Here is a 21,472-nt window from a genome sequence, read left to right on the forward strand (position 1 = left end):
GACATCATCAGTGTCATCGACGGCATCGCGTTCCAGACCAACATATTGGCCCTGAACGCTGCAGTGGAAGCAGCCCGAGCTGGCGAGCAAGGGCGAGGCTTTGCCGTCGTGGCAGGGGAAGTACGTAATCTGGCGCAACGTAGTGCGGCGGCGGCCAAAGAGATCAAAGATCTGATTCAGGACTCTGTCAGCCGGGTCAACGATGGCACCAAACTGGTGGAAGACGCTGGCAAGACCATGAACGAAATCGTCAGTTCGGTGCAGCGAGTCAACGACATCATCAGTGAAATCTCGGCGGCCAGCCATGAACAGAGTGACGGCATCGAGCAGGTGAACAAAGCCGTGACACAAATGGACGAAGGTACACAGCAAAATGCAGCCCTGGTCGAACAGGCGGCAGCGAATGCTGAAAGTCTGGAAGAGCAGGCCCAGCAACTGGTGGGTGCCGTGATGATGTTCAAAGTGGACGGATCTGCCAGTGCGCCATCCCGCTCAACAGCCTTGGTCGCAACGCGTAATGTGATCCGAACCGTATCCCGACCTGCTCCGGTCGCCAAGGCGAAATCCAAAGCAAAACCTTTACCTGTTTCATCAGATAGTGAAGACGGGAACTGGGAAGAGTTTTGAACAGCCAGTAGCGACTGGATCCCGCAGATATGACTGACGAACGTGAGTTTATCTATACCCAACAGGATTTTGAGCGTGCCCGGGCCATGATATATGCCCGGGCAGGCATCAAGCTGGCGGCGTCCAAATTCAATATGGTGTACAGCCGTTTATCCCGGCGCTTGCGGGCACTGCAACTGAGTCATTTCAAGGCTTATCTGGATTATTTGGATGGGCGGGAAAACGAAGAGTGGCAGTCTTTTATCAATGCATTGACGACCAATCTCACCTCCTTCTTCCGGGAGGCTCATCACTTCACCATGTTGGACGCATATTTCGAGGCATGGCAGGTCCGGCAAAGTAAGTACCGAATCTGGAGTGCAGCGTGTTCAACGGGTGAGGAACCCTATTCGATAGCCATGTGTGCCGTCGAGTACTTCGGTTCGTGGTCTCCGCCGGTGGAAATTGTGGCCAGCGATCTGGATACACACTGTCTGGATACGGCGCGGCACGGGATCTATCCGATACAGCGTGTGGAAAAGCTGTCGAACACGCGACTGAAGCACTTTTTCATGAAGGGTAGAAACGAAAATGAGGGACAGGTGCGAGTCAGGCAGGACCTGCGTCGGTTGATCGAGTTTCGTCAGCTCAATCTGTTGGATGACGTTTACACCGTTGAAGGACAGTTTGATGTGATCTTTTGTCGCAATGTCATGATCTATTTCGACAAACCAACACAACGGGAGATTATCGGCAAACTCGTGGCCAGATTGAAGCCCGAGGGCATCTATTTCGCCGGACATTCGGAAAGCCTGCACCATGTTGCTGATCAACTGCAACTGATCGGCAATACTGCTTATATGCATGCTGGGGCGCCGGTAATCCTGAAACGAGGTCACAAATGACGCGACAACGTGGGTATGAAGAAGCCCTGGCCCCAACCCTGTATTTCGATAAGAGTTTTGATTGCGAAGCGGCCAAGATCATGCCGGGTGAGTACTATGTCACGGGGCGTGACATGGTGTTGGTGACGGTGTTGGGTTCGTGTGTCTCTGCCTGTATTAGGGACAGACAAAGTGGAATTGGCGGTATGAATCACTTTATGTTGCCGGAAGGGGGAGCTGGTGACATGGGTAATCCGCTGGCTGCGTCAGCCCGCTATGGTAGCTATGCCATGGAAGTGTTGATCAACCAACTGTTAAAGCTGGGTGCCAAGCGCAACGCGATGGAAGCCAAGGTATTTGGCGGGGGTAACGTACTGCGTGGTTTTACTGTGGCCAACGTGGGTGAGCGCAATGCCCGTTTTGTACAAAATTACCTTGGATTTGAAAACATTCCGATCTTGGCGAAGGATCTGTTGGATATCTATCCCCGCAAGATCTATTTCTTTCCCGCTTCTGGCAAGGTGCTGGTCAAGAAGTTGAAAAGCGTTCACAACGACACGATTGTTGCTCGTGAACGCGAATATGGTCAGCGGCTTCAATATTCCTCGGTGGAAGGTGATGTGGAATTATTCGGATAAGGGGGGCATGTGTCGAAACCAATCAGAGCGGTGGTAGTCGATGATTCGGCACTGATGCGGGTTGTATTGCGTGAGATATTGAACAGCGCTCCGGATATCGAAGTGGCCGGGGTTGCCAGCGATCCGTTCAATGCACGTCAGATCATTCGCGAATTGAGTCCGGATGTGATTACGTTGGATGTGGAGATGCCGCGCATGAATGGCCTGGATTTTCTTGAAAAATTGATGCGACTGAAGCCTACACCGGTAGTCATGATTTCCAGTCTGACTGAGGTGGGTTCCGATATTACGTTGCGTGCACTGGAATTGGGTGCTGTTGATTTTGTCACCAAACCAAAAGCCGATCTGCAGCGTAGCATGCTGGATTATGCAGAAACCCTGATTGAAAAAATCCGTGCAGCCTCTAGAGCGCGAGTCAGGCGGTTGGAAAGCCCTCCTGATGTCCAGACGGGTCGAATCGCTGTAAAAACCCCACCCCAATTTTTTTCCACGGAGAAGCTGATTGCGATCGGGGCTTCAACCGGTGGAACAGAAGCTATTCGTGAAGTACTTCGATCATTACCGGCGGATACACCGGGTATTTTGATTGCCCAGCACATGCCGGAGCAGTTTACGGCTGGTTTTGCGCGGCGTTTGAATGAGCAGTGCCGTATGGTGGTTAAAGAGGCCGAGCATGGTGAACGGGTATTACCTGGTTATGCCTATATTGCACCTGGACATTCGCACTTGAAACTGAAGCGTAGTGGCGCGAATTACTTATGTGAACTGGACTGCGGCGAAAAGGTCAATCACCATCGACCATCTGTGGATGTACTGTTCAATTCGGTAGCCCGGACAGCAGGGCCGAATGCGGTTGCCGCACTGTTGACTGGCATGGGTAAGGACGGTGCACTGGGTATGTTGAACTTGCGCCAGTCTGGTGCCCATACTATTGGGCAAGATGAAGCAACGTGTGTGGTTTATGGAATGCCACGTGAAGCAGCAATGCTAGGGGCGACAGAGTTGGTGCTGCCTTTGGAGCAAATCGCATCGCAGCTGATCACGTGGATTAACGTGGGACAACGTGCCGTGCGGATCTGAGTTCCGCGCCGGCAATATTTGATCGACGAGGTAATGATGAGTTTATTTGATGATATCGCAGGTAGCCTTTTGGGTGGGCAAGGTGCACCGGATGGCCTGCTTGGTGCAATTACCGGTTTGGTGAATCAAGTGGGCGGACTGGAAGGTTTGGTTTCGCTTTTCAATCAACATGGACTGGGGGAAATTATCAATTCCTGGATTGGAGCGGGTGAGAATCTGCCGATTTCTCCCGAGCAGTTGCAACAGGTGTTTGGAAATAATCAGCTGGGTCAATTGGCCTCCCAGTTGGGATTGTCGCCGGACCAAGTAGGAAATGTGTTTTCCGCCATGCTGCCACAAGTGATCAGTAATCTTGCTCCTAACGGTCAGATCGAAGCCGGTGGTTTGATGGAAACTGGGCTGGATTTATTGAAGTCGCGTTTGCTGGGTTGATAGCCAACCACAATGTTTCACGTGAAACGGCGCTACGCAACCGTGATCAAAGTACAACTCCCTCGCTTTGTGCGAGTGTTATATCGTTTATCAGTCGCTACACTGATAGTCGGTATCAGTAGTTTATTGCTGATTAATTTGATTGATAGTGCGGAACTGCACCTGCTGATATACCCATTGGTCTGGTGGTTGCTTGTTGCTCAGATCGGTTTTTTTTCTGCCATCATTCTGGCGCGGTTCGTCAGATGTCCTCGATGTGGTGAACAAGCGCTATTGGTACCAGATGCTGACCCGAAAGAGCTGGAGCGTACTCATGAACCAGCCAGGCGAACCTGTGGCCATTGTGGTGAACCAATCTAAGATGGCAGTCTGCTTAGATTGAAACCTGACAAGCGGGGCCAACGGTCCCGTTTGTTTTTGCCATTAACACGGTATATTAGGGAAATCCGCGCTGGTGCATACCCCTTATAAAGGATGCAATCGGACAATTCCTTTTTAAATTCAATTACGACTGCGCGTTGACTCGCAGGTGGGTAACAGCAAACATGTCAATCAGATCATGTTCTGCTTTTGCCCGATAGGTTCATCAAACATGAAATTGCGTCTGATCTCACTTCCTTCACAGGCACGATGGCTATGGGCCATGCCAAACCTGATGTTGCTGATGTTTGTATCAGCCTTGTTGTGCTTCTTGTGGATCTTGCATGCCAATGAACAACAAGAGCGGCAGGATTCGCTGATTGAAGATGTGTTGTGGTTAGAGCAGGCGATTCGCCTGCAATTGCAAACCAACCAGTACAACCTGGAAACCTTCGCTCGTCAGATTGCCGCCAACGAGATCGACGATGCCAAATTTCGCGCCAATGTGCGCTTTACCATGACTACCAATGCCGAGATTACCGGTGTGGCTCAGCTTGATGTACAGGGCCGTATCGAACGGCAATCTCCGTTGGAAAGCCTCGACCCGACTGTCTTGGGTAGTGAGGGTGTGATCGAAAAGCGCCAGCGTACATTGCGCTTGGCGTTACCAGATTTCAGTCAGGTGCAGATTCCCAATGCCTCCAGCCGCGAATCACCTTACCTGATCGCGTTCCTGCCAATCATGGAGTCGGGGCGGGTTGTGGGGCTGTTGGCTGTTCGGTATTCATTGAAGAACCTGTTGCAGAATCTGGTCCCATGGTGGATCGCCAAGCGTTATCAGATCAGTATTCATGAGCCGGGGGGGCGACTCTTGGCCACCAAGGTGGATCTGGGGTTGGATAAGACAACTTATACCCACAGTGTCATTTTTGATTCATTTGGCTACCCGCTGGAGCTGCGAGCAGAAAGCTACAAACGTGGTAGCGGTATTCTGACCGAGGGTTTGCCTGCTGCCTTGGTTGGCCTGTCGGTACTGATGGTGTGGTCGTTGTGGAGTTTGCGTCGGCATATGCGGGAACGGCTGGAGGCCGAAGTTCGGTTGAAACGTGAAATGGCTTGGCGCCGTTCCATGGAGGACTCCTTGCGTTCCGGCATGATTGCCATTGATCGGAGCGGCCGTATCACTTATGCCAACCGTGCGTTTTGTGAGCTGGTGGGGTACAGCGAGAATGAACTGCTTGGCACCAATGCCCAAGGCCATTATTGGCCCGATGAATCCGTAGATGACAATGAAGAAGCTTTTCGCCGCGTATTGGAAGGCGGTGCTTCCGGCAAGGGGTATTCAACCCGCCTACGCCATCGTGATGGACGTCGTTTTGATGTCCGCGTCTATGCGTCACCACTGATCGATACCGATGGCCGCCATGTGGGCTGGGTGGGCTCGCTGTATGACATTACGGAACTGAAGCGTGAACGCGAGGCATTGCAAGCTTCACAACAACGATTCGTGGCGGTACTGAATGGTCTGGATGCCGCCGTCTCGGTTACCCAGATCAGCAGTCGTCAATTGTTGATGTGCAATCATCATTTTCGTGCCATTTTCAACGTCAGCGAAGACGATGCGCCGCTATGTGCGGTGCCGATTACTCCATATGGCATTGGCGATACCACGGATGCCGAAGTGTTCGATCCGCGTAATCAACGCTGGTACCATGTCCACCGCCGACGTAGCGTGTGGGTGGATGGCAGTGAAGTATGGATGGACATTGCATCCGACATTACCGAGGCCCGCCAGGCTGCTGATTTGGAACGACAGCAGGCCGAGCGATTGCAGCAAACTGCCCGACTGATCAGCATGGGTGAAATTGCCTCCAGTCTGGCGCATGAATTGAACCAGCCATTGTCTGCCATTGCCAGTTACAGTACGGGTGGTTTGAACGTGCTGGAGCATGATCAACCTTCGCTGCCGATGCTGCGTCAGGCATTGACCAAAATCAGCGAGCAGGCACGTCGAGCTGGACAGATCATTCGCGGCATTCGTGAATTCGTACAGCGTCGTGAACCACACCGTGGCCGTTGTGATTTCAGGGAAATGCTGGAAACGGTGCTGAATCTGCTCTCTGCAGAATTGCGTAAAGCATCGGTCAGACTAACGGTGGATCAACCCAATGAAACCGTAACGGTGATGGCTGACCGAGTCATGGTAGAACAGGTGCTGTTCAATTTGGTCAAAAATGCCATTGAAGCCATGAGCGAGATACCGGCACGTGGCCGTCGTATTACCATCAATTGTGATTTGATTGAGGACAAGCTGACAGTTCGCATTCAAGATAGTGGCAGCGGTATTTCTGAAGCAGAGCTGGCACGCCTGTTCATGCCGTTCTATACAACTAAGGCTGAGGGCATGGGCATGGGGCTGAACATTTGCCGTTCCATCATTGAAAGCCATCGTGGTCATTTGTGGGCAGAGCCGAACCCAAACGGCGCCTGTTTTTGTTTTACTTTACCGGCCATCAGGGAAAAGGAGTTGACCCATGCCGAATAACCGTCCCATCTGTGTTGTCGACGACGACGAAGCCACCCGCGACGCGCTGGTGTGGTTGTTCTCCACCCGTGATCACGAAGCCGTAGCATTCGAATCTGGCGAAGCCTTTCTGGCGGATTACCACCCGGATAAATTTGGCTGCATCGTGCTGGATGTTCGCATGCCCGGTATCTCGGGCCTGGAGGTGTTCGAACAGCTGAAAACCCATTCCTATCAGCCACCCGTGATTTTTCTGACCGGCCATGGCGATGTACCCATGGCGGTAGGGGCATTGAAAGGTGGTGCGGCAGATTTCATTCAAAAACCGTTCAATGATAACCAGTTGGTTGATATGACTGAACGTTGCCTTGCCGAAGATGAACAGGCGAGAACTCGCTGGGCTGCCAAACAGAGTATCGAGACCCGGTTGGGGCATTTGACGCCTCGCGAGCGTGAAGTAATGAAGCTGATCATCGCCGGCAAGCTGAATAAAGTGATCGCAGATGAGTTGGATATCAGCATGAAGACCGTTGAAGTTCACCGTGCCCGTATTCTCGAAAAAATGGGTGTCAAGACAGCGGTGGAATTGGCGTCGTTGTTGGGTGGGACCGAAACCTGATCATTGTGCGCAATCAGTAACCGGATGAAGGTAATATGGCACCGCCCGATAAACCACTTGCTGGTGTAAAAGTACTGGAATTGGGTACCTTGATTGCAGGCCCGTTTGCGGCCCGAATCTGTGCGGAGTTTGGTGCCGAGGTCATCAAGATTGAGTCACCTGATGGCGGCGACCCCTTACGGAAATGGCGCAAGCTTTACGAAGGGACTTCGTTGTGGTGGTTTGTTCAGGCACGCAACAAGCAGTCACTGACCTTGAACCTGAAACGGCCAGAAGCGATCGAGATTGTCAAAAAGCTGGTGGCTGAAACGGATATCGTCATTGAGAATTTCCGTCCCGGTGTGATGGAAAAGCTTGGATTGGGTTGGGATGTGTTGTCTGCCATCAATCCCGGCTTGGTGATGGTTCGTTTGTCCGGTTTTGGTCAAACCGGCCCATACAAAGACCAACCTGGTTTTGGTGCTGTTGGTGAATCAATGGGTGGATTGCGTTATATCACAGGCTTTCCGGACCGCCCACCTGTTAGAACGGGCATTTCCATTGGTGATTCGATTGCAGCCTTGTGGGCGGTCATTGGCGCATTGATGGCGTTGCGTCATCGAGAAGTGAATGGTGGTAAAGGGCAGATAGTCGATGTGGCGTTGTATGAGGCCATATTCGCAATGATGGAAAGTCTGATTCCGGAATTCGATGTCATGGGTTTCGTCCGTGAGCGTACCGGAAACATCATGCCGGGTATCACCCCGTCGTCAATTCACACAACCCGCGATGGCAAGCATATCCAGATCGGCGCCAATGGCGATGCCATCTTCAAGCGCTTCATGCAGGCCATCGGCCGTCACGATCTGGCTGATGACCCAGATTTGGCCGACAACACCGGTCGCGATCAGCGACGAGATGAATTGTATCGACTGATTGACCATTGGGCCGCCAACCTGGATGAAGAACAAGTCCTGGCTGTGCTGAGCCAGGCAGAGGTGCCTGCCAGTCGGGTTTATTCGGTCGAAGACATATTTCAGGATCCGCAATATCTGGCGCGTGAGATGATTCAGCAAGCCAAGCTGCCAGATGGCAAGCCATTCCGTATCCCTGGTATTGTGCCCAAATTGTCCGATACACCAGGCAGCACCGAATGGTTGGGGCCAAAGTTGGGTGAGCATACCGAAAGTATTTTGATCAATCTCGGTATGGTGTCTGAGCAGATCAGAGTGTTAAGAACCTGCGGGGTTATTTAAGGAACATCTCAGTTTCTCAAAATTTGCGGGGTAGCTTACATATGATCACATGTGGTTCAATTGACTAATGACCATCAACATTTCTTAAGCTATTCTCAGTTGACGGGAAGCAGCAGCTCGGCCAATATCAACTCAAAATATTGAAAATTGAGTTGATCTATGTCACGAATACAAAAACCACCTACTTGGAAAGACCGAGCTACGCACGGTGGCGATCAATTTTTCGATACCTATGAGCAATTTGGTGCCGTAGACGAAAAAGGGCGTTATTTTCATTGGGATGATTTCCGTTATCGCGTTCCTAAAGGTGTAGCCCCTGAAGATGCATGGGCTGCAACCAAATTACATCGTATTGCCCAGCAGAAAAAGTTGCCGTTGGTTGCCGACAACCAGCAACCGTTTACATACCTGATCATTGATTCGATGCAGCCTATCCTTCACCTTCTGGATGGACTGCGGAATCCCATTTTGCAGAATGGGTTGGGCATAGGAGGTACGTCGACGCAAAACAACCAATTTCTGGTGCAATCCTTGGTAATGGAAGAGGCCATCGCTAGTGCGCAATTGGAGGGCGCGGCCACAACCCGGCAAATAGCCAAGGCCATGTTGGCAGAGGAACGCGCCCCTCGGGATGAAAGTGAGCGGATGATCGTGAATAACTTCCTGCTCATGAAATCCGCCAAAGCGCGTAAAGATGAACCGTTATCTATTGAGTTGATTCGGGAATTACACCGCGTCACGGTGCGGGAAACTGCCGATATTGACGTTGTACCGGGTGAAATCCGCCAAACAGATCATGTCTATGTGGGCGACGGGGCGGGCGGAGTTGCACATCAGCCCCCAACTGCCGCATCGTTGATTGAGCGGCTACAGAAGCTTTGCGATTTTGCCAATGATGATCATGATGGGAGTGAGGGACGGCCATTTATTCACCCCATCATCAAAGCTATCATCCTGCATTTCATGATGGGTTATGAGCATCCCTTTGTGGATGGCAATGGTCGAACGGCCCGCGCGTTGTTCTACTGGTATCTATTGAAAGTTGGTTACTGGCCGTTCGAATTCATTTCAATCAGTACATTGCTCAAAGAGGCACCGACCGCTTATGGCAAAGCCTATTTGTATTGCGAAACCGATGACTATGACCTGACCTATTTCATTGATTATCAACTCAGAATTACCCGTCGTGCGGTCGATGCTTTTCTGGCTTACCGCGACAGAAAAGAACGGGAATACTATGACACGATGGCATGGCTGAACCAGCGGGGTTTGATCAACACGTTAAATTTTCGCCAAGGCCAGTTGTTGAGCAAGGTATTACGACATCCAGGTCGGGTATTCCATACGAGGGAAGTCAAGAATGAATTTGGCATCTCGGAGAACACTGCCCGAGCAGATTTGGAAAAACTGGTTGAATTGAATGTGCTGGCGGCAAGCAAGCAAGGCAAAACCATCCGTTATGTTGCACTAGCCATGCCTTCTCCTCGAAAAACAAGCAAGCGTTGAGTACCCTGATGTAGATTACAAGTTATACTATGCTCCACCCGCATCGCACCAATCCTGTCGCGGGTGCTTTCAACTCAAATATCCCATTTTTGATTCGCCAGCCTGGATTGGAGTCGCATACCCTGCGATAGGCCGTCGCACGGAGTAATGCATGACTTCTGAACTGACCTTTGCCAGCCTTGGGCTGGCGGAACCCCTTTTGCGCGCAGTGGCTGAAACGGGCTATAGCACGCCCACACCAATTCAGGCCCAAGCCATTCCACTTGTGATGGCGGGTGGTGATTTGTTGGCTGCTGCGCAGACGGGTACTGGCAAAACGGCAGGTTTCACTTTACCGATGTTGCACCGGCTGAATGCAACGGGCCAGCCATCCCGAGCGGGCCATCCTCGTGCGTTGGTTCTGACCCCGACACGGGAGTTGGCCGCGCAGGTGGAAGAGTCGGTCCGGACCTACGGAAAATTCATCAAACTTAAATCCATGACGGTGTTTGGCGGTGTTGGCATCAATCCGCAGATCAAGGCATTGCGTGGTGTAGTGGATATCCTGGTGGCTACCCCTGGTCGTCTGTTGGATCTGATCAGTATCAATGCCGTCAAACTTGATCAGATTGACATCTTGGTGCTGGACGAAGCTGACCGTATGCTGGATATGGGTTTCATCCGTGATATCCGCAAAATTTTGGCGCTGTTGCCAGCGAAACGGCAGAACCTGCTGTTCTCTGCAACTTTCTCCGATGAGATCAAAGCACTGGCTGATGGGTTGTTGAATAGCCCAGGGCTCGTGGAAGTTGCACGTCGTAATACAGCCAATGAGCTGGTTTCGCAATCGGTTCATCTGGTGGATCGAGACAAGAAGCGTGAGCTGTTGACGCATTTGATTCGTGAAGGTCAGTGGCAACAAGTGCTGGTATTTACCCGTACCAAGCATGGTGCCAATCGGCTGGCGGAAAAATTGACGCAGGATGGTATTGAGGCCGCCGCAATCCACGGTAACAAGAGCCAGGGTGCGCGTACCAAAGCGCTGGCTGGATTCAAGGATGGCTCAGTTGCCGTATTGGTTGCGACGGATATTGCAGCGCGCGGGCTGGACATCGATCAACTACCTCATGTCGTCAATTTCGAGCTGCCTAACGTGCCGGAAGACTATGTGCACCGAATCGGGCGTACCGGTCGTGCTGGTTGTGAAGGCGAGGCGGTGTCACTGGTATGTGTCGATGAGTTCAAATTGCTCAAAGATATTGAGAAATTGATCAAACAGCCAATTCGTCAGTTTACAGTTCCCGGTTTTGAGGCGGATCTGACAGTTAAGCCAGAGCCTATCATCATGGGTCGTCAGCAGCAACCACGTCAGGGTGGGAATGGCCGTCAGGCGCAAAAGCCGTCACAGCAAGCCAAGCCTCATAGTCCTAAGTCAGGAGGGGGCCAAGGTAAGGCCAATCCAGACCAAGGTAGAGCCAAGCGGCCAGTTGCTAAGGTTGCCCCATCATCCACTGCGCAACGTGTGCCAGCCGATCGGTCACCAAAGCCTGTTGTATCCAAGCCGAGTACCGCCAAGTCTGGCCCGGTATCAAAGCCAGGTCGGCCAGTGGCTGCATTGCTGAAATAAACGCGCTGATTGCTTTCAAAGAGTCGCACCTGAGATGACTTTGTTGCATAAATCCACAACAGGGAGAGTTCCCCCTTTCCCCAATGGATTTATGCCACAGCCACCGTACCCGGACGGCACAGCATGTTGAAGCAATCCAAGATGGCGGCGTGCAGGTGAGTTACTACAGGGAACGGTGGAATTGAAGCTGATTTATGATCTGACAAAATCAGGGATATATCGTGTCAAATATACCGGCAGCTTGCTGGACGTCGTTGCAGACGAGGAGCAACTGCCCCGGGCCTTGAATCAGCACCAAGCTATCGTTTCACGTTGTCCTGTTGTGGTATTTCATGTGCATTAAGTTAGGCTCAGCTCTGTTGACATAATTCGAGAAAGCGTTTTACCCCATGCGTGAGATAGCGTTGTTTGTGTAGCACGAAATGGAAATGTCGGTTCAGGTCAAACCAAGGCGTGGGCAGTTCCACCAGATTGCCACGACGAAAGGCCTCTTGTAGTGCAAGGCGCGATACACAGCCGATGCCCAAATGGCTTTCCACCGCACGCTTGATAGCCTCGGTATGTTCCAGTTCCAGCAGAATATTGACCCGGCTTAGTTTACCGGCAACGGCCCGATCAAAGACCGCACGAGTGCCGGAACCTGGTTCTCGCAAGATCCAGTTTTCAGCGGCTAAGTCCTCTGGTGTGATGTCCGTTCGCTTGGCTAGTGGATGCTCGGGTGCACAAAAGATGACCAGTTCATCTTTCCGCCAAGGCAACACATCCAGATCCGGATCATAGCAATCTCCCTCAATCAGACCGATATCCAGATCAAACTGGCGCATCCCTTCGACAATTTGGGATGTATTGGCCACCTTCAATCCAACCCGTGTACCTGGGTGGGCTCGCATAAAATCGCTGATGATCAGGGTTGCCAGGTGGTTACCGATCGTAAGTGTGGCTCCGACCTTGAAATTGCCCAGTGCTTCACCACTACGTACCAATCGTTCTAGCTCGTCGGCACGGGCCAGTAGCTCCACTGCATGGGGCAAAATGCGATGACCGATTTCATTCAGCTGCAGTCGCTTGCCCATGCGATCAAACAGCGGGCTACCCAGCTGGTTTTCCAGTTCATTCAAGCTCGATGATACCGCTGATTGTGATAGGGATAGCGTTTCGGCCGCCCGTGATACATTGTTGTCACGGGCAATGGCGACAAAGGCCTGAAGTTGTTTGAGCGTGAAATGCATGAATCGGACTATGTTGAGGTGGGTTGAGACAGCGGCATGCAGCAGTCTATCCGGGATGGCGTAGTGATTACCGTTCCAGAATGGCGCGGGCCAAGGCGCGGCCGCTCAGAAATGCGTCTTCAACTCGCTTGCCCCGGCACCAGTCGCCGCAGATGCCGAGTTGCAGGGCCGGGTCGAAAAGAAAATCCTGACCTAATGGGGACAATGTTTGTGCATATCGCCAGTAATGTGCTTTGCCCGGCATATGGGGCAGGCTGTGCCCGATGGCTTCTTCAAATGCCACCACCATTTGATTGATGACATCTTCTTCATTGTCATGCACATGACGTTGCGACCAATCCTGGGTGGCGTGCAATGTCCAGGTTTCTGCGGGTAGCCGGCCCGGTTTACTGTTGTTGCGGCCAATCCAGCTTAGTGGCAGGTTATGCACATGCGCACCGTCAAATTCCAGCGATAGTGTTCGCGTGGGAGCCAACAAGACTGCCCAGCATGGCGCCATCCGGACCGATGAAATAGGCGCCGCAACGGATGGAAACTTAGCAACCAGCTTCAAGGCCTGAGGAGCTGGTAGTGCAAGAATCACCATATTGGCCATCAATTGTGTGTGATCTTCGAAAGTCAGCCACCAACGCTGATCAGCGCGTTCCAGGCTAAGTAGACGCGCCCGGAAATTGACAGACATACCTTCTGCCAATGAGCGGCACATTGCATTCATGCCAGGTTGGCCGACAAAGCGTAATTGCTTGCTGGCCAACTGACGACGGCCGTGATGTAAATCAACGACACTTCCTCCCCACGCTGCGCAGTGGCCACCGAGCTCCCACTGTGCAACCTGTTTGGCAAAGGTGGGGTGGCGCACGGTGAAATACTGAGCCCCATAGTCAAAACTGGCTTCTTCACTGCGTTTGGTCGCCATGCGACCGCCAGTACCCCGGCTTTTTTCGAATACTTCGACGTGAATTCCTGCCTGGGCAAGTTGTGATGCGCATGTCAGTCCCGCTATACCAGCGCCGATGATGGCTACGTCGCATTTGACTACCGTCATCTTAACTCCCTAGCATCGGTAACAGCTTTTCCATCACTTTCGGATCATCAGGCTTGGTGGTACTGCCAAAACTATGGACGGTCTTGCCATCCGGGGCGATCAGATACTTGTGAAAGTTCCAGCGTGGGCTACTGCCAGAGGCCGACTTCAACTGCTTATAGAAAGGATTGGCATCATCACCAGTCACTGCAGTTTTCTCCACCATCGGGAAATTGACGAAATACGTCAGTTTGCAAAAATCCGCAATTTCGTCATTATTTTTGGGTTCTTGCCAGAAATCATTTGAGGGAAACCCGACGATCAGTAAGCCTTTATCCCTATATTGCTTGTAAAGTGATTCCAGCTTCTCGAACTGCGGTGTAAAACCACACTTGCTTGCAGTATTGACCACCAGAATTGGCTTACCCTGCCATTGGCATAGATCAAGTGGCTTTTTTTGCAATGTGCGAAACTGGTGATTGAGCAATGGCGGGCAGTCTGCCAAGCTCAGTGCAGACCAGGTCAGCATGATGGTGGTGAACAGGGTGTGGGTTAGCGTGGTCATCTTCGGCGATCGTGGTTGTGCGTCGTTTGAAACAGGCAAAGAAATGGCTTTTACATGCCCTTTAGTTACATTTAAGCATGAGATTGCATGAATGGCAGAAATTCGTATGACATAGCCAAGCTCCGCTAGGATTGTTTCATGGGCTGTAGTGCTGCATGTATTGGGGAAAAACCGCTTCAGTCTCGGAAAACACCAAGTTTAAGCGATCTGGGAACATGACGATCACGTGATCGATATGTCGAGGTGATGTATTTTGAAAACAGGCCTATATTCGCGGCCAAACAAGATCTCAAGACTTGGCTGATTGCTAGCACCGGTTCAAGTCCATTTCAGTACGTCGATTATATCCGGACGGCGAGGCAGGGCTTGGGCATTCATTGGGAATCAATATTCAATGCATACCTTTCACCACATGATCAGCCTGGTGACGGACTCTGGAACACAGGCAATTACTCCAGCTTTTGACCAGCGATTTGGAATCCAACACATCACCTTGCTGAGCATGCCCAGTTTGATGGATCGTGCCCACCGTCTTGCAGAAACCTGTCGTCAGGTTGGTAAAGCGAGTGATGTTGAGCAGATGGTCACTCGATGGAAACCGCAAGCCTTGCGGGAGCAATTGCAACATATCTTATCAGGGTGCAATGTAGCCCATTTGATCATCAATCTTTCAGGTGCAACACCCGTTGAGGCGATTGAGTTGGCGCAGTTGGCCCGATCGATGACCATACCGGCTTTTGTGATTGAGCCGGAGGTTGATAAAGCAGTATGGATAGAGCGGCCTGCATCGTCATCGACCCGCATGCCGGAATTGGATGTAGCTGACACGCTGAGCTTGTCGCAATATTTCATCGTACATGGCTACCAGTTGAACCATGCTATGGCCACGTTGAAACAACGGAATTACCGCGCGGAACGTATCGCCAAATTCATGGCCGATCTGGCGGTACATAGTCCACGTACTCTGCTTAGGCTGAATCGGGCAGGGGCGGAGCTGGACGAAAATCTCCGATCATTCATTCATTTTGACGCATCGGATTGGCATGCGCTGGGTTTTCTCGCTGAAAGTGGTTATTTGCGATGGCATCATCAAGATCGCGTGCAATTCGCGAGTGGTGAAGCACGCAACTTTTTGTGTGGCGGTTGGTTGGAGACATTCGTATTTGCCACGGTGGCTGAGTTGGCACACAAGTTGCCAATTCAGGATGCGGCAACAGGTGTTATTGTCACAACCCAAGACCGAGTGTCCAATGAATTCGATGTGGCATTGATCGCCAACAATCAACTTTATCTGATTGAATGCAAGGCTCGTGGTCCACGTCGTGCATCAGGCGTGGGAATGGACACACTCTTCAAGTTGGATAGCTTGGCGGGTCAGATGGGATTGAATAGTCGTGCCATGCTGGTCTCGCTGGCAAAACCAACCCATGCCGAGCAGATGCGGGCAGAGGCACAAGGGATCGAGATTCTCGCTGGCGGTCGTTTACTACGATTATCAGAAGAGCTTCAGCAATGGTTGTCGAGAAATTGACCAATCATGATGGTTTCACGTGGAACGATGAAACATCGTCAACAGCGAGAGTGTTTTCGGTTAAAGTCGCGGGGTTGAAACAGGATGTAGAACTAGCATGAACCGTACTCTTGCAATGACCGATACCTTGTACGCTTACCTGCTTCAGGTAGGTACTCGTGAAAGTGATGTACTGCGACGCTTACGCGAGGAAACCGCGCAACACCGATTAGCTAAAATGCAGATTGCTCCAGAACAAGGGCAGATCATGTCACTGTTGGCCCGCTTGATTGGTGCTAAACGTACTATTGAAATTGGGGTATTTACAGGTTATAGCACATTGGTCACGGCGCAAGCCTTGCCTGCGGGGGGGGAGATCATTGCATGTGATGTCAGTGACACATTCACAGATATTGCAAAGCGTTATTGGGCAGAGGCCGGTGTCGCAGATCGTATTCACCTTCACCTTCAACCCGCACAAGTTACACTGGATGCGCTGTTGGCAAATGGGGAACTGGGTCAATTCGATATGGCATTCATTGACGCGGACAAGCCCGGTTATGCCCGGTACTACGAAAGTTGTTTGCAATTGGTTCGACCTGGGGGGGTGGTACTGCTGGACAACATGTTTCTGGGCGGTCGTGTTACCCAAGACCCAACTTTGGATGAAACACCAAGCATTGGCGAGATCCGGAAATTGAATGCCTTCCTACAGCGGGATGAACGGATCGATTACACCCTGTTACCGATAGGTGATGGTCTCACGATTTGCCACAAGCGTTAAACTGTGTTGCTTTCCCGCGCCGGTATGCAACCAAAGTGGCATGGGTAGCGTCCAATCTTTTATTCTGTGATGATGAGAGCAGATCATGAAACGAATGCTAGCCTTTGCTGGGTTGATGATTGCGATTACCGGGTGTGCCGGTACAGTTGACGTGGTGAAGGACAACGAACAAACGTTGGTGCCAGCGAGCCGCTATGCATGGGGGGCGTTGCCACCCCGGCCTACTGTCACGCCAGACAATGCTGACATTGATAATGAAATCATTCGTGATCGATTGCAACGTGCCATTGATATTGAACTGGAGCGCCAAGGCTTTCAGAAAGCGGATGACAAGGATGTACGTTATCTGGTGAGCTATCATATCGGGGTGGCGACCAAACAGCGCGTTGTCAGTGAGCCCCGGTTTGGTGGCATGATGGTACGGTGTGGTACGCGGCACTGCTGGAGTGTATTCGACTGGGGTATGTGGGGACCTCCTTATGAAACAACCCGCACCTATGATTATCGTGAAGGCAGCCTGATTATTGATTTTCGCCAACGTGGCGACGACAAGCTTGTATGGCGTGGTATTTACAAGAACACCATTTGGGATGGTGTAAAACTGGATGACAAGCGTGTGCAGGACATCGTATTTGATGTGTTAAAGCATCTGCCAAAGTAATTGTTCCCGACGATGTTGGAGAAACGGCCCGATCCAATTCAATAACGGATGCAGTGCCAGTGTTGACTCTGACGGCGCCAGCATATCGTATGAGCGATACCGCTGGCGGTATGTGGGTTCTTGATGTCGGTGCCCCCTTTCCATTTGTTGATACAATCAGACTGAATCCATGAAAAGACTTGCATTGTTAATTACCTTGCTGGCAGTACCCATGACGACGGTTATGGCCAATGATGGCCTGATGCGTAATCAGTTGGCACATGAGCAGGCTCGAACGGAATGGACGAACGCCAAACGCAAGCTGGATGAAGCCGTTAATGCGGAGAAACAGGCACAATTTCGTCTAGCCGAGTCTCAACGTCTGGTAGACGCAGCGATCCAGCAGGCGGAAGCTGCTCGACAGGCTTTGGCCACTGCTCAAGCGCGACTAGACGAGGCACAAAGTAAGGTCGATGCAGCGTGGCAGGCAGGTAACGGTCGCTGATACGGTATGACCGGGAACTTTGAACCAGATTTGCCATTGCTGGTACGGATGTTGTTACGCACCACCGGAAAGATCATGGGGCTAGATGTTTTGTACCCAGATTCATGCTCGTATTCTGCCCAACATGGGCTATGAAACTCCATAAACAGCACCTAAGCTGAGGGTACTATCCCTCAACGTTGGGTAAACCTGTGCGCATGTTTCTTGTCATCAGACTGTTGGCTTTATTTGCAATAGTGCAATCTTTGACCGTTCAAGCAGATACGTTGCGCGCCTGTTTTGAGCGATGGGAGCCGTATGGTGCTGTCCGCAGCGATGGTTCGGCGGTTGGCATCGGTGTTGATATCTACCGAAAAGCACTGAAACTGGCGGGTCATCAGGTGGTGTATACCGAAATGTCCTATAACCGTTGTGGCGAAGCAGTTAAACGAGGATCCATGGATTTGAAACTGTTTGTGATCCCGAACGAGATTCCCGGCCTTCCACATTTGACGGTCAATACTGATTATTGGATGGTCGCGGCTGTCGTGCATCAAACTTTGCCCGTTGATCACTATGAATCTCTCAGCCAGTTCGCCGGGATGCGCATTGGTATCGTGCGTGGATATGTTTACCCAGAGCCTATCCATTCTTATAACCGTTGGGATGTGGTCGATACTTCCAATCCGATTCAGACTTTGATGGCGATCCAAAATCAGCGGCTTGATCTGGCTTTGTTCGATTTGCTGTATGTCGATCGGGAAATCCGAGAGCGCAAGCTCAAGTTGAAAACGTTAAGACCAATCGTGGTGAAGGTGCCACAAGTGGCTGTAATGGCATTGCGACACCAAGCATTAGCAAAACAGCTGGATGTGATCTTGACCAAAATGCGGGATGACGGGATCTTTGATCAGATATACCGTACCCATACAGGCAAATCCCTGTCAGAGTGGTTGTCGTTGGCAGAATGAATGTCAGGTATTGCTGGCCTCGCAACTTCATGTTGGGCCAGATATTTCGTACGGGTGTGGACAAATGAAAATGGCGGCATATTTGCCGCCATTTTGTACTGACAACTAGGCTTATCGGCCGAGTTGTTTGTTGACCGTTGCAACATAGTCTTGCATGGCTTGCTCTTGGCTATGGCCTTTCTGCAGTGCCCATGCGTCGTATTTGGCCCGATTGATGAAATCCATCATGCCAGGACGCTCACCGGTCACATCACCACTGGTGGCTTGTTTGAACAAAGCATACAACTGCAACTTCACTTCGTTGCTCGGTGCTTCCGATAAAGTCAGGATGTCTTTCTGGGCTTGCTCGAATAGTGATTTCAGGTCGGACATGACGTTTCTCTCTGTGTTGGCCAACTTCGTATCCGTTGTAGCCATGGCCGCTTCATTTTGGAAGGATTTGAGCACCCACCACACAAACGATGTACGAGGGAGCACTCAATGAATGTCTTGAGCCAGGAACGGATCGCAATAATGAAATATTGTGGTTATTCGGCCTGGTAAACGATGTTGCCGTTGACCAAGGTGAAGCGCACTTTACCACGCATCAGCATCCCGGCAAACGGGGAATGCTTACCTTGGCTGACCAAGCTTTTGGCCTCTACCTTCCATTCAGCTTCTGGATCAAAGATGCAGATATCCGCCACTTTGCCAACGGAGAGTTCGCCGGCAGGTACACCCAAAATACGGGCCGCCTGTACACTGATTTTGGCCAAGGCCTGATCAATCGGTAACTGCTGTTGTTCTGCCCATCTCAGTGTCAGCGGTAGCAATACTTCCAGACCGGTCGCGCCGGGTTCACTCTCTGCAAATGGTAATAACTTCGCATCTTCATCGACTGGTGTGTGGTCTGAGCAGATGGCATCAATTGTGCCATCCATCAACCCTGCCCGGATGGCATCGCGGTCATAAGTAGAACGTAGCGGTGGCACCATATGATAGTGCGGATCGAAGTAACCGATATCGTTGTCGCTGAGGTGTACATGATGGACACCTACATCGCAGGTGATCGGCAGGCCTTGTTGCTTGGCATCACGAATCATTTGCAGGCCGCTGGCAGAAGAAACGCGGCAAAAATGCACACGTGCGCCAGTTTCTTTGACCAGTAACAGCACTGTGGAAATCGCAACGGTTTCAGCCGCGACTGGAATCGGGGCCAAGCCAAGACGAGAAGCCACTTCGCCATCATGGGCAACACCTTGGGCGGACAAACCGTGATCTTGAGCACGTAGCCAGACACTGAAACCAAATGTGGCTGCATATTGCAAAGCCCGCATCAGTGACAGATTGCTTTCAAAAGGTTGATCCATCTGAGAGAAAGCAACGCATCCGGCATCCGTCAACTCGGCCATCTCGGTCAGACGTTGACCTTTCAATTGCTGGGTCAGCGCTCCAATTGGGTAGACGTTGGTCAGGTTCAACTGGCGGGCACGATGCTTCAGCATCTCAACCAAACCGGGTTCATCCAGTGGCGGATCAGTGTCTGGTGGGCAGGCCAGACTGGTGATGCCACCGGCCACGGCAGCATTCATTTCGGAAACCAGCGTGGCTTTGTATTCAAAGCCCGGTTCACGCAAGCGCGCTGAAAGGTCCACCAGACCTGGCGATACGATCAGACCACTGGCATCCAGGGTACGGGTTGCCTGGAAATGGCTGGGTGCTTCACCGATAGCAGCGATTTTGCCGTTGACGATATATACGTTGGTGACAGCATCGTAGCCGCTTGCTGGATCGATCAGGCGGCCATTCTTGATTTCAATATTCATGGGGCCCCCTTTTATTTGTTACCGGCGAGAATACTCATTACCGCCATGCGTACAGCGATACCGAAAGTGACTTGTGGCAGGATCACGGACTGCGCTCCATCGGCAACCGCCGAGTCGATTTCGACCCCGCGGTTCATCGGGCCTGGGTGCATTACGATTGCATCAGGTTTGGCGAGCGATAGTTTGTCCAGCGTCAGGCCATAGTACTTGAAGTATTCCTGTGCGGACGGGAGCAAGGCGCCATTCATTCGTTCGTTTTGAAGGCGTAGCATGATCACAACGTCGACATCCTTCAAGCCGGCACGCATATCGTGATAGACCTGTACCCCCATTTTTTCGATATCTTTGGGTAATAGCGTCTTGGGGCCGATCACGCGGACTTCCGGTACACCCAGAGTGGTCAACGCATGAATCTGCGAACGAGCAACACGGCTGTGCAGAATATCGCCGACGATCGCTACACGCAGGTTCTGGAATTCCTTTTTATAATGCCGGATCGTATACATATCCAACAAAGCCTGTGTGGGGTGCGCATGACGGCCATCGCCGGCATTCACCACGCTGACGCCAGGTTTGCAATGCTTGGCAATCAGAAACGGTGCACCACTCTCGGCATGACGGACGACAAACATGTCGGCGTGCATTGCTTCCAGATTGTGGATGGTGTCCAGCAGTGTTTCACCTTTGCTGGTGCTGGAGGCACCAATGTTCAGGTTGATCACATCCGCAGACAGGCGCTTGGCGGCGATTTCGAACGTTGTACGAGTACGTGTCGAGTTTTCGAAGAACAAATTGAATACCGACTTGCCAGTGAGTACTGGTAGCTTTTTTACATCCTGATCCGATACTGATATATAGCTTTCGGCCTTGTCGAGAATCTGCATCAAGATGGCGGCGGGCAAGCCTTCAATGGTAAGCAGGTGCTTCAGCTCACCGTGATTGTTGAGTTGGGGGTGGTGTAGTGCCATGA

At 51.5% G+C, this 21,472-nt stretch carries 21 protein-coding genes; 15 read left to right on the plus strand and 6 right to left on the minus strand.

Annotated elements, in window-relative coordinates:
• The 10 genes from FFS57_RS12405 to FFS57_RS12450 form a co-directional block, all read left to right on the plus strand.
• Positions 1–627, plus strand: a 627-nt coding sequence (locus FFS57_RS12405; RefSeq protein WP_249383985.1) for a methyl-accepting chemotaxis protein, incomplete at its 5' end; no start/stop codon positions are given.
• 29 nt (positions 628–656) lie between these two features.
• Positions 657–1,511 (plus strand): CheR family methyltransferase, encoded by an 855-nt coding sequence (locus FFS57_RS12410; protein WP_137938117.1) that lies wholly within the window; start codon positions 657–659, stop codon positions 1,509–1,511.
• Positions 1,508–2,128, plus strand: a complete 621-nt coding sequence (gene cheD / locus FFS57_RS12415; RefSeq protein ID WP_137938118.1) for a chemoreceptor glutamine deamidase CheD — start codon at positions 1,508–1,510, stop codon at positions 2,126–2,128. Before FFS57_RS12410 ends, cheD begins: the two co-directional genes overlap by 4 nt.
• Before the next feature lie 9 nt (positions 2,129–2,137).
• The gene (locus FFS57_RS12420; protein ID WP_137938119.1) at positions 2,138–3,208 is read left to right on the plus strand and encodes a protein-glutamate methylesterase/protein-glutamine glutaminase; all 1,071 of its coding nucleotides are present in this window, start codon (positions 2,138–2,140) and stop codon (positions 3,206–3,208) included.
• A gap of 33 nt (positions 3,209–3,241) precedes the next feature.
• A complete protein-coding gene (locus FFS57_RS12425; protein WP_249383986.1) occupies positions 3,242–3,640 on the plus strand; it encodes a YidB family protein in 399 nt (132 codons plus the stop codon).
• A 592-nt stretch (positions 3,641–4,232) separates the two neighbouring features.
• Entirely contained in the window at positions 4,233–6,545 is a 2,313-nt protein-coding gene (locus tag FFS57_RS12430; protein WP_171013894.1) for a PAS domain-containing sensor histidine kinase, read from the plus strand.
• On the plus strand, positions 6,535–7,143 hold the full coding sequence (locus FFS57_RS12435) for a response regulator transcription factor (RefSeq protein WP_137938121.1): 609 nt from the start codon (positions 6,535–6,537) through the stop codon (positions 7,141–7,143). Before FFS57_RS12430 ends, FFS57_RS12435 begins: the two co-directional genes overlap by 11 nt.
• A gap of 35 nt (positions 7,144–7,178) precedes the next feature.
• Positions 7,179–8,378, plus strand: coding sequence for a CaiB/BaiF CoA transferase family protein (locus tag FFS57_RS12440; RefSeq protein ID WP_137938122.1), 1,200 nt, complete (start codon positions 7,179–7,181; stop codon positions 8,376–8,378).
• Positions 8,379–8,537: 159 nt separating this feature from the next.
• A complete protein-coding gene (locus FFS57_RS12445; RefSeq protein ID WP_137938123.1) occupies positions 8,538–9,884 on the plus strand; it encodes a Fic family protein in 1,347 nt (448 codons plus the stop codon).
• A gap of 151 nt (positions 9,885–10,035) precedes the next feature.
• Positions 10,036–11,490 carry a DEAD/DEAH box helicase gene (locus FFS57_RS12450; protein ID WP_502705915.1) on the plus strand — a complete coding sequence of 485 codons (1,455 nt, stop codon included), beginning with the start codon at positions 10,036–10,038 and terminating at the stop codon, positions 11,488–11,490.
• A 350-nt stretch (positions 11,491–11,840) separates the two neighbouring features.
• On the opposite strand, the gene FFS57_RS12455 is transcribed toward FFS57_RS12450, so the two are convergent.
• The 3 genes from FFS57_RS12455 to FFS57_RS12465 form a co-directional block, all read right to left on the minus strand.
• Positions 11,841–12,719 (minus strand): LysR family transcriptional regulator, encoded by an 879-nt coding sequence (locus FFS57_RS12455; protein WP_137938124.1) that lies wholly within the window; start codon positions 12,717–12,719, stop codon positions 11,841–11,843.
• Positions 12,720–12,786: 67 nt separating this feature from the next.
• Positions 12,787–13,764: an NAD(P)/FAD-dependent oxidoreductase gene (locus FFS57_RS12460; RefSeq protein ID WP_137938125.1), complete on the minus strand. Its 978-nt coding sequence runs from the start codon at positions 13,762–13,764 to the stop codon at positions 12,787–12,789.
• Position 13,765: 1 nt separating this feature from the next.
• On the minus strand, positions 13,766–14,308 hold the full coding sequence (locus tag FFS57_RS12465; RefSeq protein WP_171013896.1) for a glutathione peroxidase: 543 nt from the start codon (positions 14,306–14,308) through the stop codon (positions 13,766–13,768).
• A gap of 394 nt (positions 14,309–14,702) precedes the next feature.
• Here FFS57_RS12465 and FFS57_RS12470 point away from each other — a divergent pair, with 394 nt between their 5' ends.
• From FFS57_RS12470 to FFS57_RS12490, 5 genes are all read left to right on the plus strand, one after another.
• The gene (locus FFS57_RS12470) at positions 14,703–15,839 is read left to right on the plus strand and encodes a Card1-like endonuclease domain-containing protein (RefSeq protein ID WP_137938126.1); all 1,137 of its coding nucleotides are present in this window, start codon (positions 14,703–14,705) and stop codon (positions 15,837–15,839) included.
• Positions 15,840–15,936: 97 nt separating this feature from the next.
• Positions 15,937–16,602: an O-methyltransferase gene (locus tag FFS57_RS12475; protein ID WP_137938127.1), complete on the plus strand. Its 666-nt coding sequence runs from the start codon at positions 15,937–15,939 to the stop codon at positions 16,600–16,602.
• Between the two features lie 85 nt (positions 16,603–16,687).
• Entirely contained in the window at positions 16,688–17,263 is a 576-nt protein-coding gene (locus FFS57_RS12480) for a DUF4136 domain-containing protein (RefSeq protein ID WP_137938128.1), read from the plus strand.
• Between the two features lie 169 nt (positions 17,264–17,432).
• On the plus strand, positions 17,433–17,747 hold the full coding sequence (locus FFS57_RS12485) for a hypothetical protein (RefSeq protein ID WP_137938129.1): 315 nt from the start codon (positions 17,433–17,435) through the stop codon (positions 17,745–17,747).
• Between the two features lie 266 nt (positions 17,748–18,013).
• Positions 18,014–18,697 (plus strand): substrate-binding periplasmic protein, encoded by a 684-nt coding sequence (locus FFS57_RS12490; RefSeq protein ID WP_171013898.1) that lies wholly within the window; start codon positions 18,014–18,016, stop codon positions 18,695–18,697.
• A 111-nt stretch (positions 18,698–18,808) separates the two neighbouring features.
• On the opposite strand, the gene FFS57_RS12495 is transcribed toward FFS57_RS12490, so the two are convergent.
• The 3 genes from FFS57_RS12495 to FFS57_RS12505 form a co-directional block, all read right to left on the minus strand.
• Positions 18,809–19,069: an acyl-CoA-binding protein gene (locus tag FFS57_RS12495; protein WP_137938200.1), complete on the minus strand. Its 261-nt coding sequence runs from the start codon at positions 19,067–19,069 to the stop codon at positions 18,809–18,811.
• Between the two features lie 155 nt (positions 19,070–19,224).
• On the minus strand, positions 19,225–20,502 hold the full coding sequence (locus FFS57_RS12500; protein WP_137938131.1) for a dihydroorotase: 1,278 nt from the start codon (positions 20,500–20,502) through the stop codon (positions 19,225–19,227).
• An 11-nt stretch (positions 20,503–20,513) separates the two neighbouring features.
• Positions 20,514–21,470: an aspartate carbamoyltransferase catalytic subunit gene (locus FFS57_RS12505; RefSeq protein WP_137938132.1), complete on the minus strand. Its 957-nt coding sequence runs from the start codon at positions 21,468–21,470 to the stop codon at positions 20,514–20,516.
• Between the last annotated feature and the right edge of the window lie 2 nt (positions 21,471–21,472).

It is taken from the genome of Chitinivorax sp. B (genome assembly GCF_005503445.1).
Taxonomy (GTDB): domain Bacteria; phylum Pseudomonadota; class Gammaproteobacteria; order Burkholderiales; family SCOH01; genus Chitinivorax.

Excerpts from the sequence above, each read along its gene's own strand:
- FFS57_RS12410 (WP_137938117.1), top strand. The coding sequence starts at position 657 with ATGACTGACGAACGTGAGTTTATCTATACCCAACAGGATTTTGAGCGT.
- cheD (WP_137938118.1), top strand. The coding sequence starts at position 1,508 with ATGACGCGACAACGTGGGTATGAAGAAGCCCTGGCCCCAACCCTGTAT.
- FFS57_RS12425 (WP_249383986.1), top strand. The coding sequence starts at position 3,242 with ATGATGAGTTTATTTGATGATATCGCAGGTAGCCTTTTGGGTGGGCAA.
- FFS57_RS12430 (WP_171013894.1), top strand. The coding sequence starts at position 4,233 with ATGAAATTGCGTCTGATCTCACTTCCTTCACAGGCACGATGGCTATGG.
- FFS57_RS12435 (WP_137938121.1), top strand. The coding sequence starts at position 6,535 with ATGCCGAATAACCGTCCCATCTGTGTTGTCGACGACGACGAAGCCACC.
- FFS57_RS12440 (WP_137938122.1), top strand. The coding sequence starts at position 7,179 with ATGGCACCGCCCGATAAACCACTTGCTGGTGTAAAAGTACTGGAATTG.
- FFS57_RS12445 (WP_137938123.1), top strand. The coding sequence starts at position 8,538 with ATGTCACGAATACAAAAACCACCTACTTGGAAAGACCGAGCTACGCAC.
- FFS57_RS12450 (WP_502705915.1), top strand. The coding sequence starts at position 10,036 with ATGACTTCTGAACTGACCTTTGCCAGCCTTGGGCTGGCGGAACCCCTT.
- FFS57_RS12455 (WP_137938124.1), bottom strand. The coding sequence starts at position 12,719 with ATGCATTTCACGCTCAAACAACTTCAGGCCTTTGTCGCCATTGCCCGT.
- FFS57_RS12460 (WP_137938125.1), bottom strand. The coding sequence starts at position 13,764 with ATGACGGTAGTCAAATGCGACGTAGCCATCATCGGCGCTGGTATAGCG.
- FFS57_RS12465 (WP_171013896.1), bottom strand. The coding sequence starts at position 14,308 with ATGACCACGCTAACCCACACCCTGTTCACCACCATCATGCTGACCTGG.
- FFS57_RS12470 (WP_137938126.1), top strand. The coding sequence starts at position 14,703 with ATGCATACCTTTCACCACATGATCAGCCTGGTGACGGACTCTGGAACA.
- FFS57_RS12475 (WP_137938127.1), top strand. The coding sequence starts at position 15,937 with ATGAACCGTACTCTTGCAATGACCGATACCTTGTACGCTTACCTGCTT.
- FFS57_RS12480 (WP_137938128.1), top strand. The coding sequence starts at position 16,688 with ATGAAACGAATGCTAGCCTTTGCTGGGTTGATGATTGCGATTACCGGG.
- FFS57_RS12485 (WP_137938129.1), top strand. The coding sequence starts at position 17,433 with ATGAAAAGACTTGCATTGTTAATTACCTTGCTGGCAGTACCCATGACG.
- FFS57_RS12495 (WP_137938200.1), bottom strand. The coding sequence starts at position 19,069 with ATGTCCGACCTGAAATCACTATTCGAGCAAGCCCAGAAAGACATCCTG.
- FFS57_RS12500 (WP_137938131.1), bottom strand. The coding sequence starts at position 20,502 with ATGAATATTGAAATCAAGAATGGCCGCCTGATCGATCCAGCAAGCGGC.
- FFS57_RS12505 (WP_137938132.1), bottom strand. The coding sequence starts at position 21,470 with ATGGCACTACACCACCCCCAACTCAACAATCACGGTGAGCTGAAGCAC.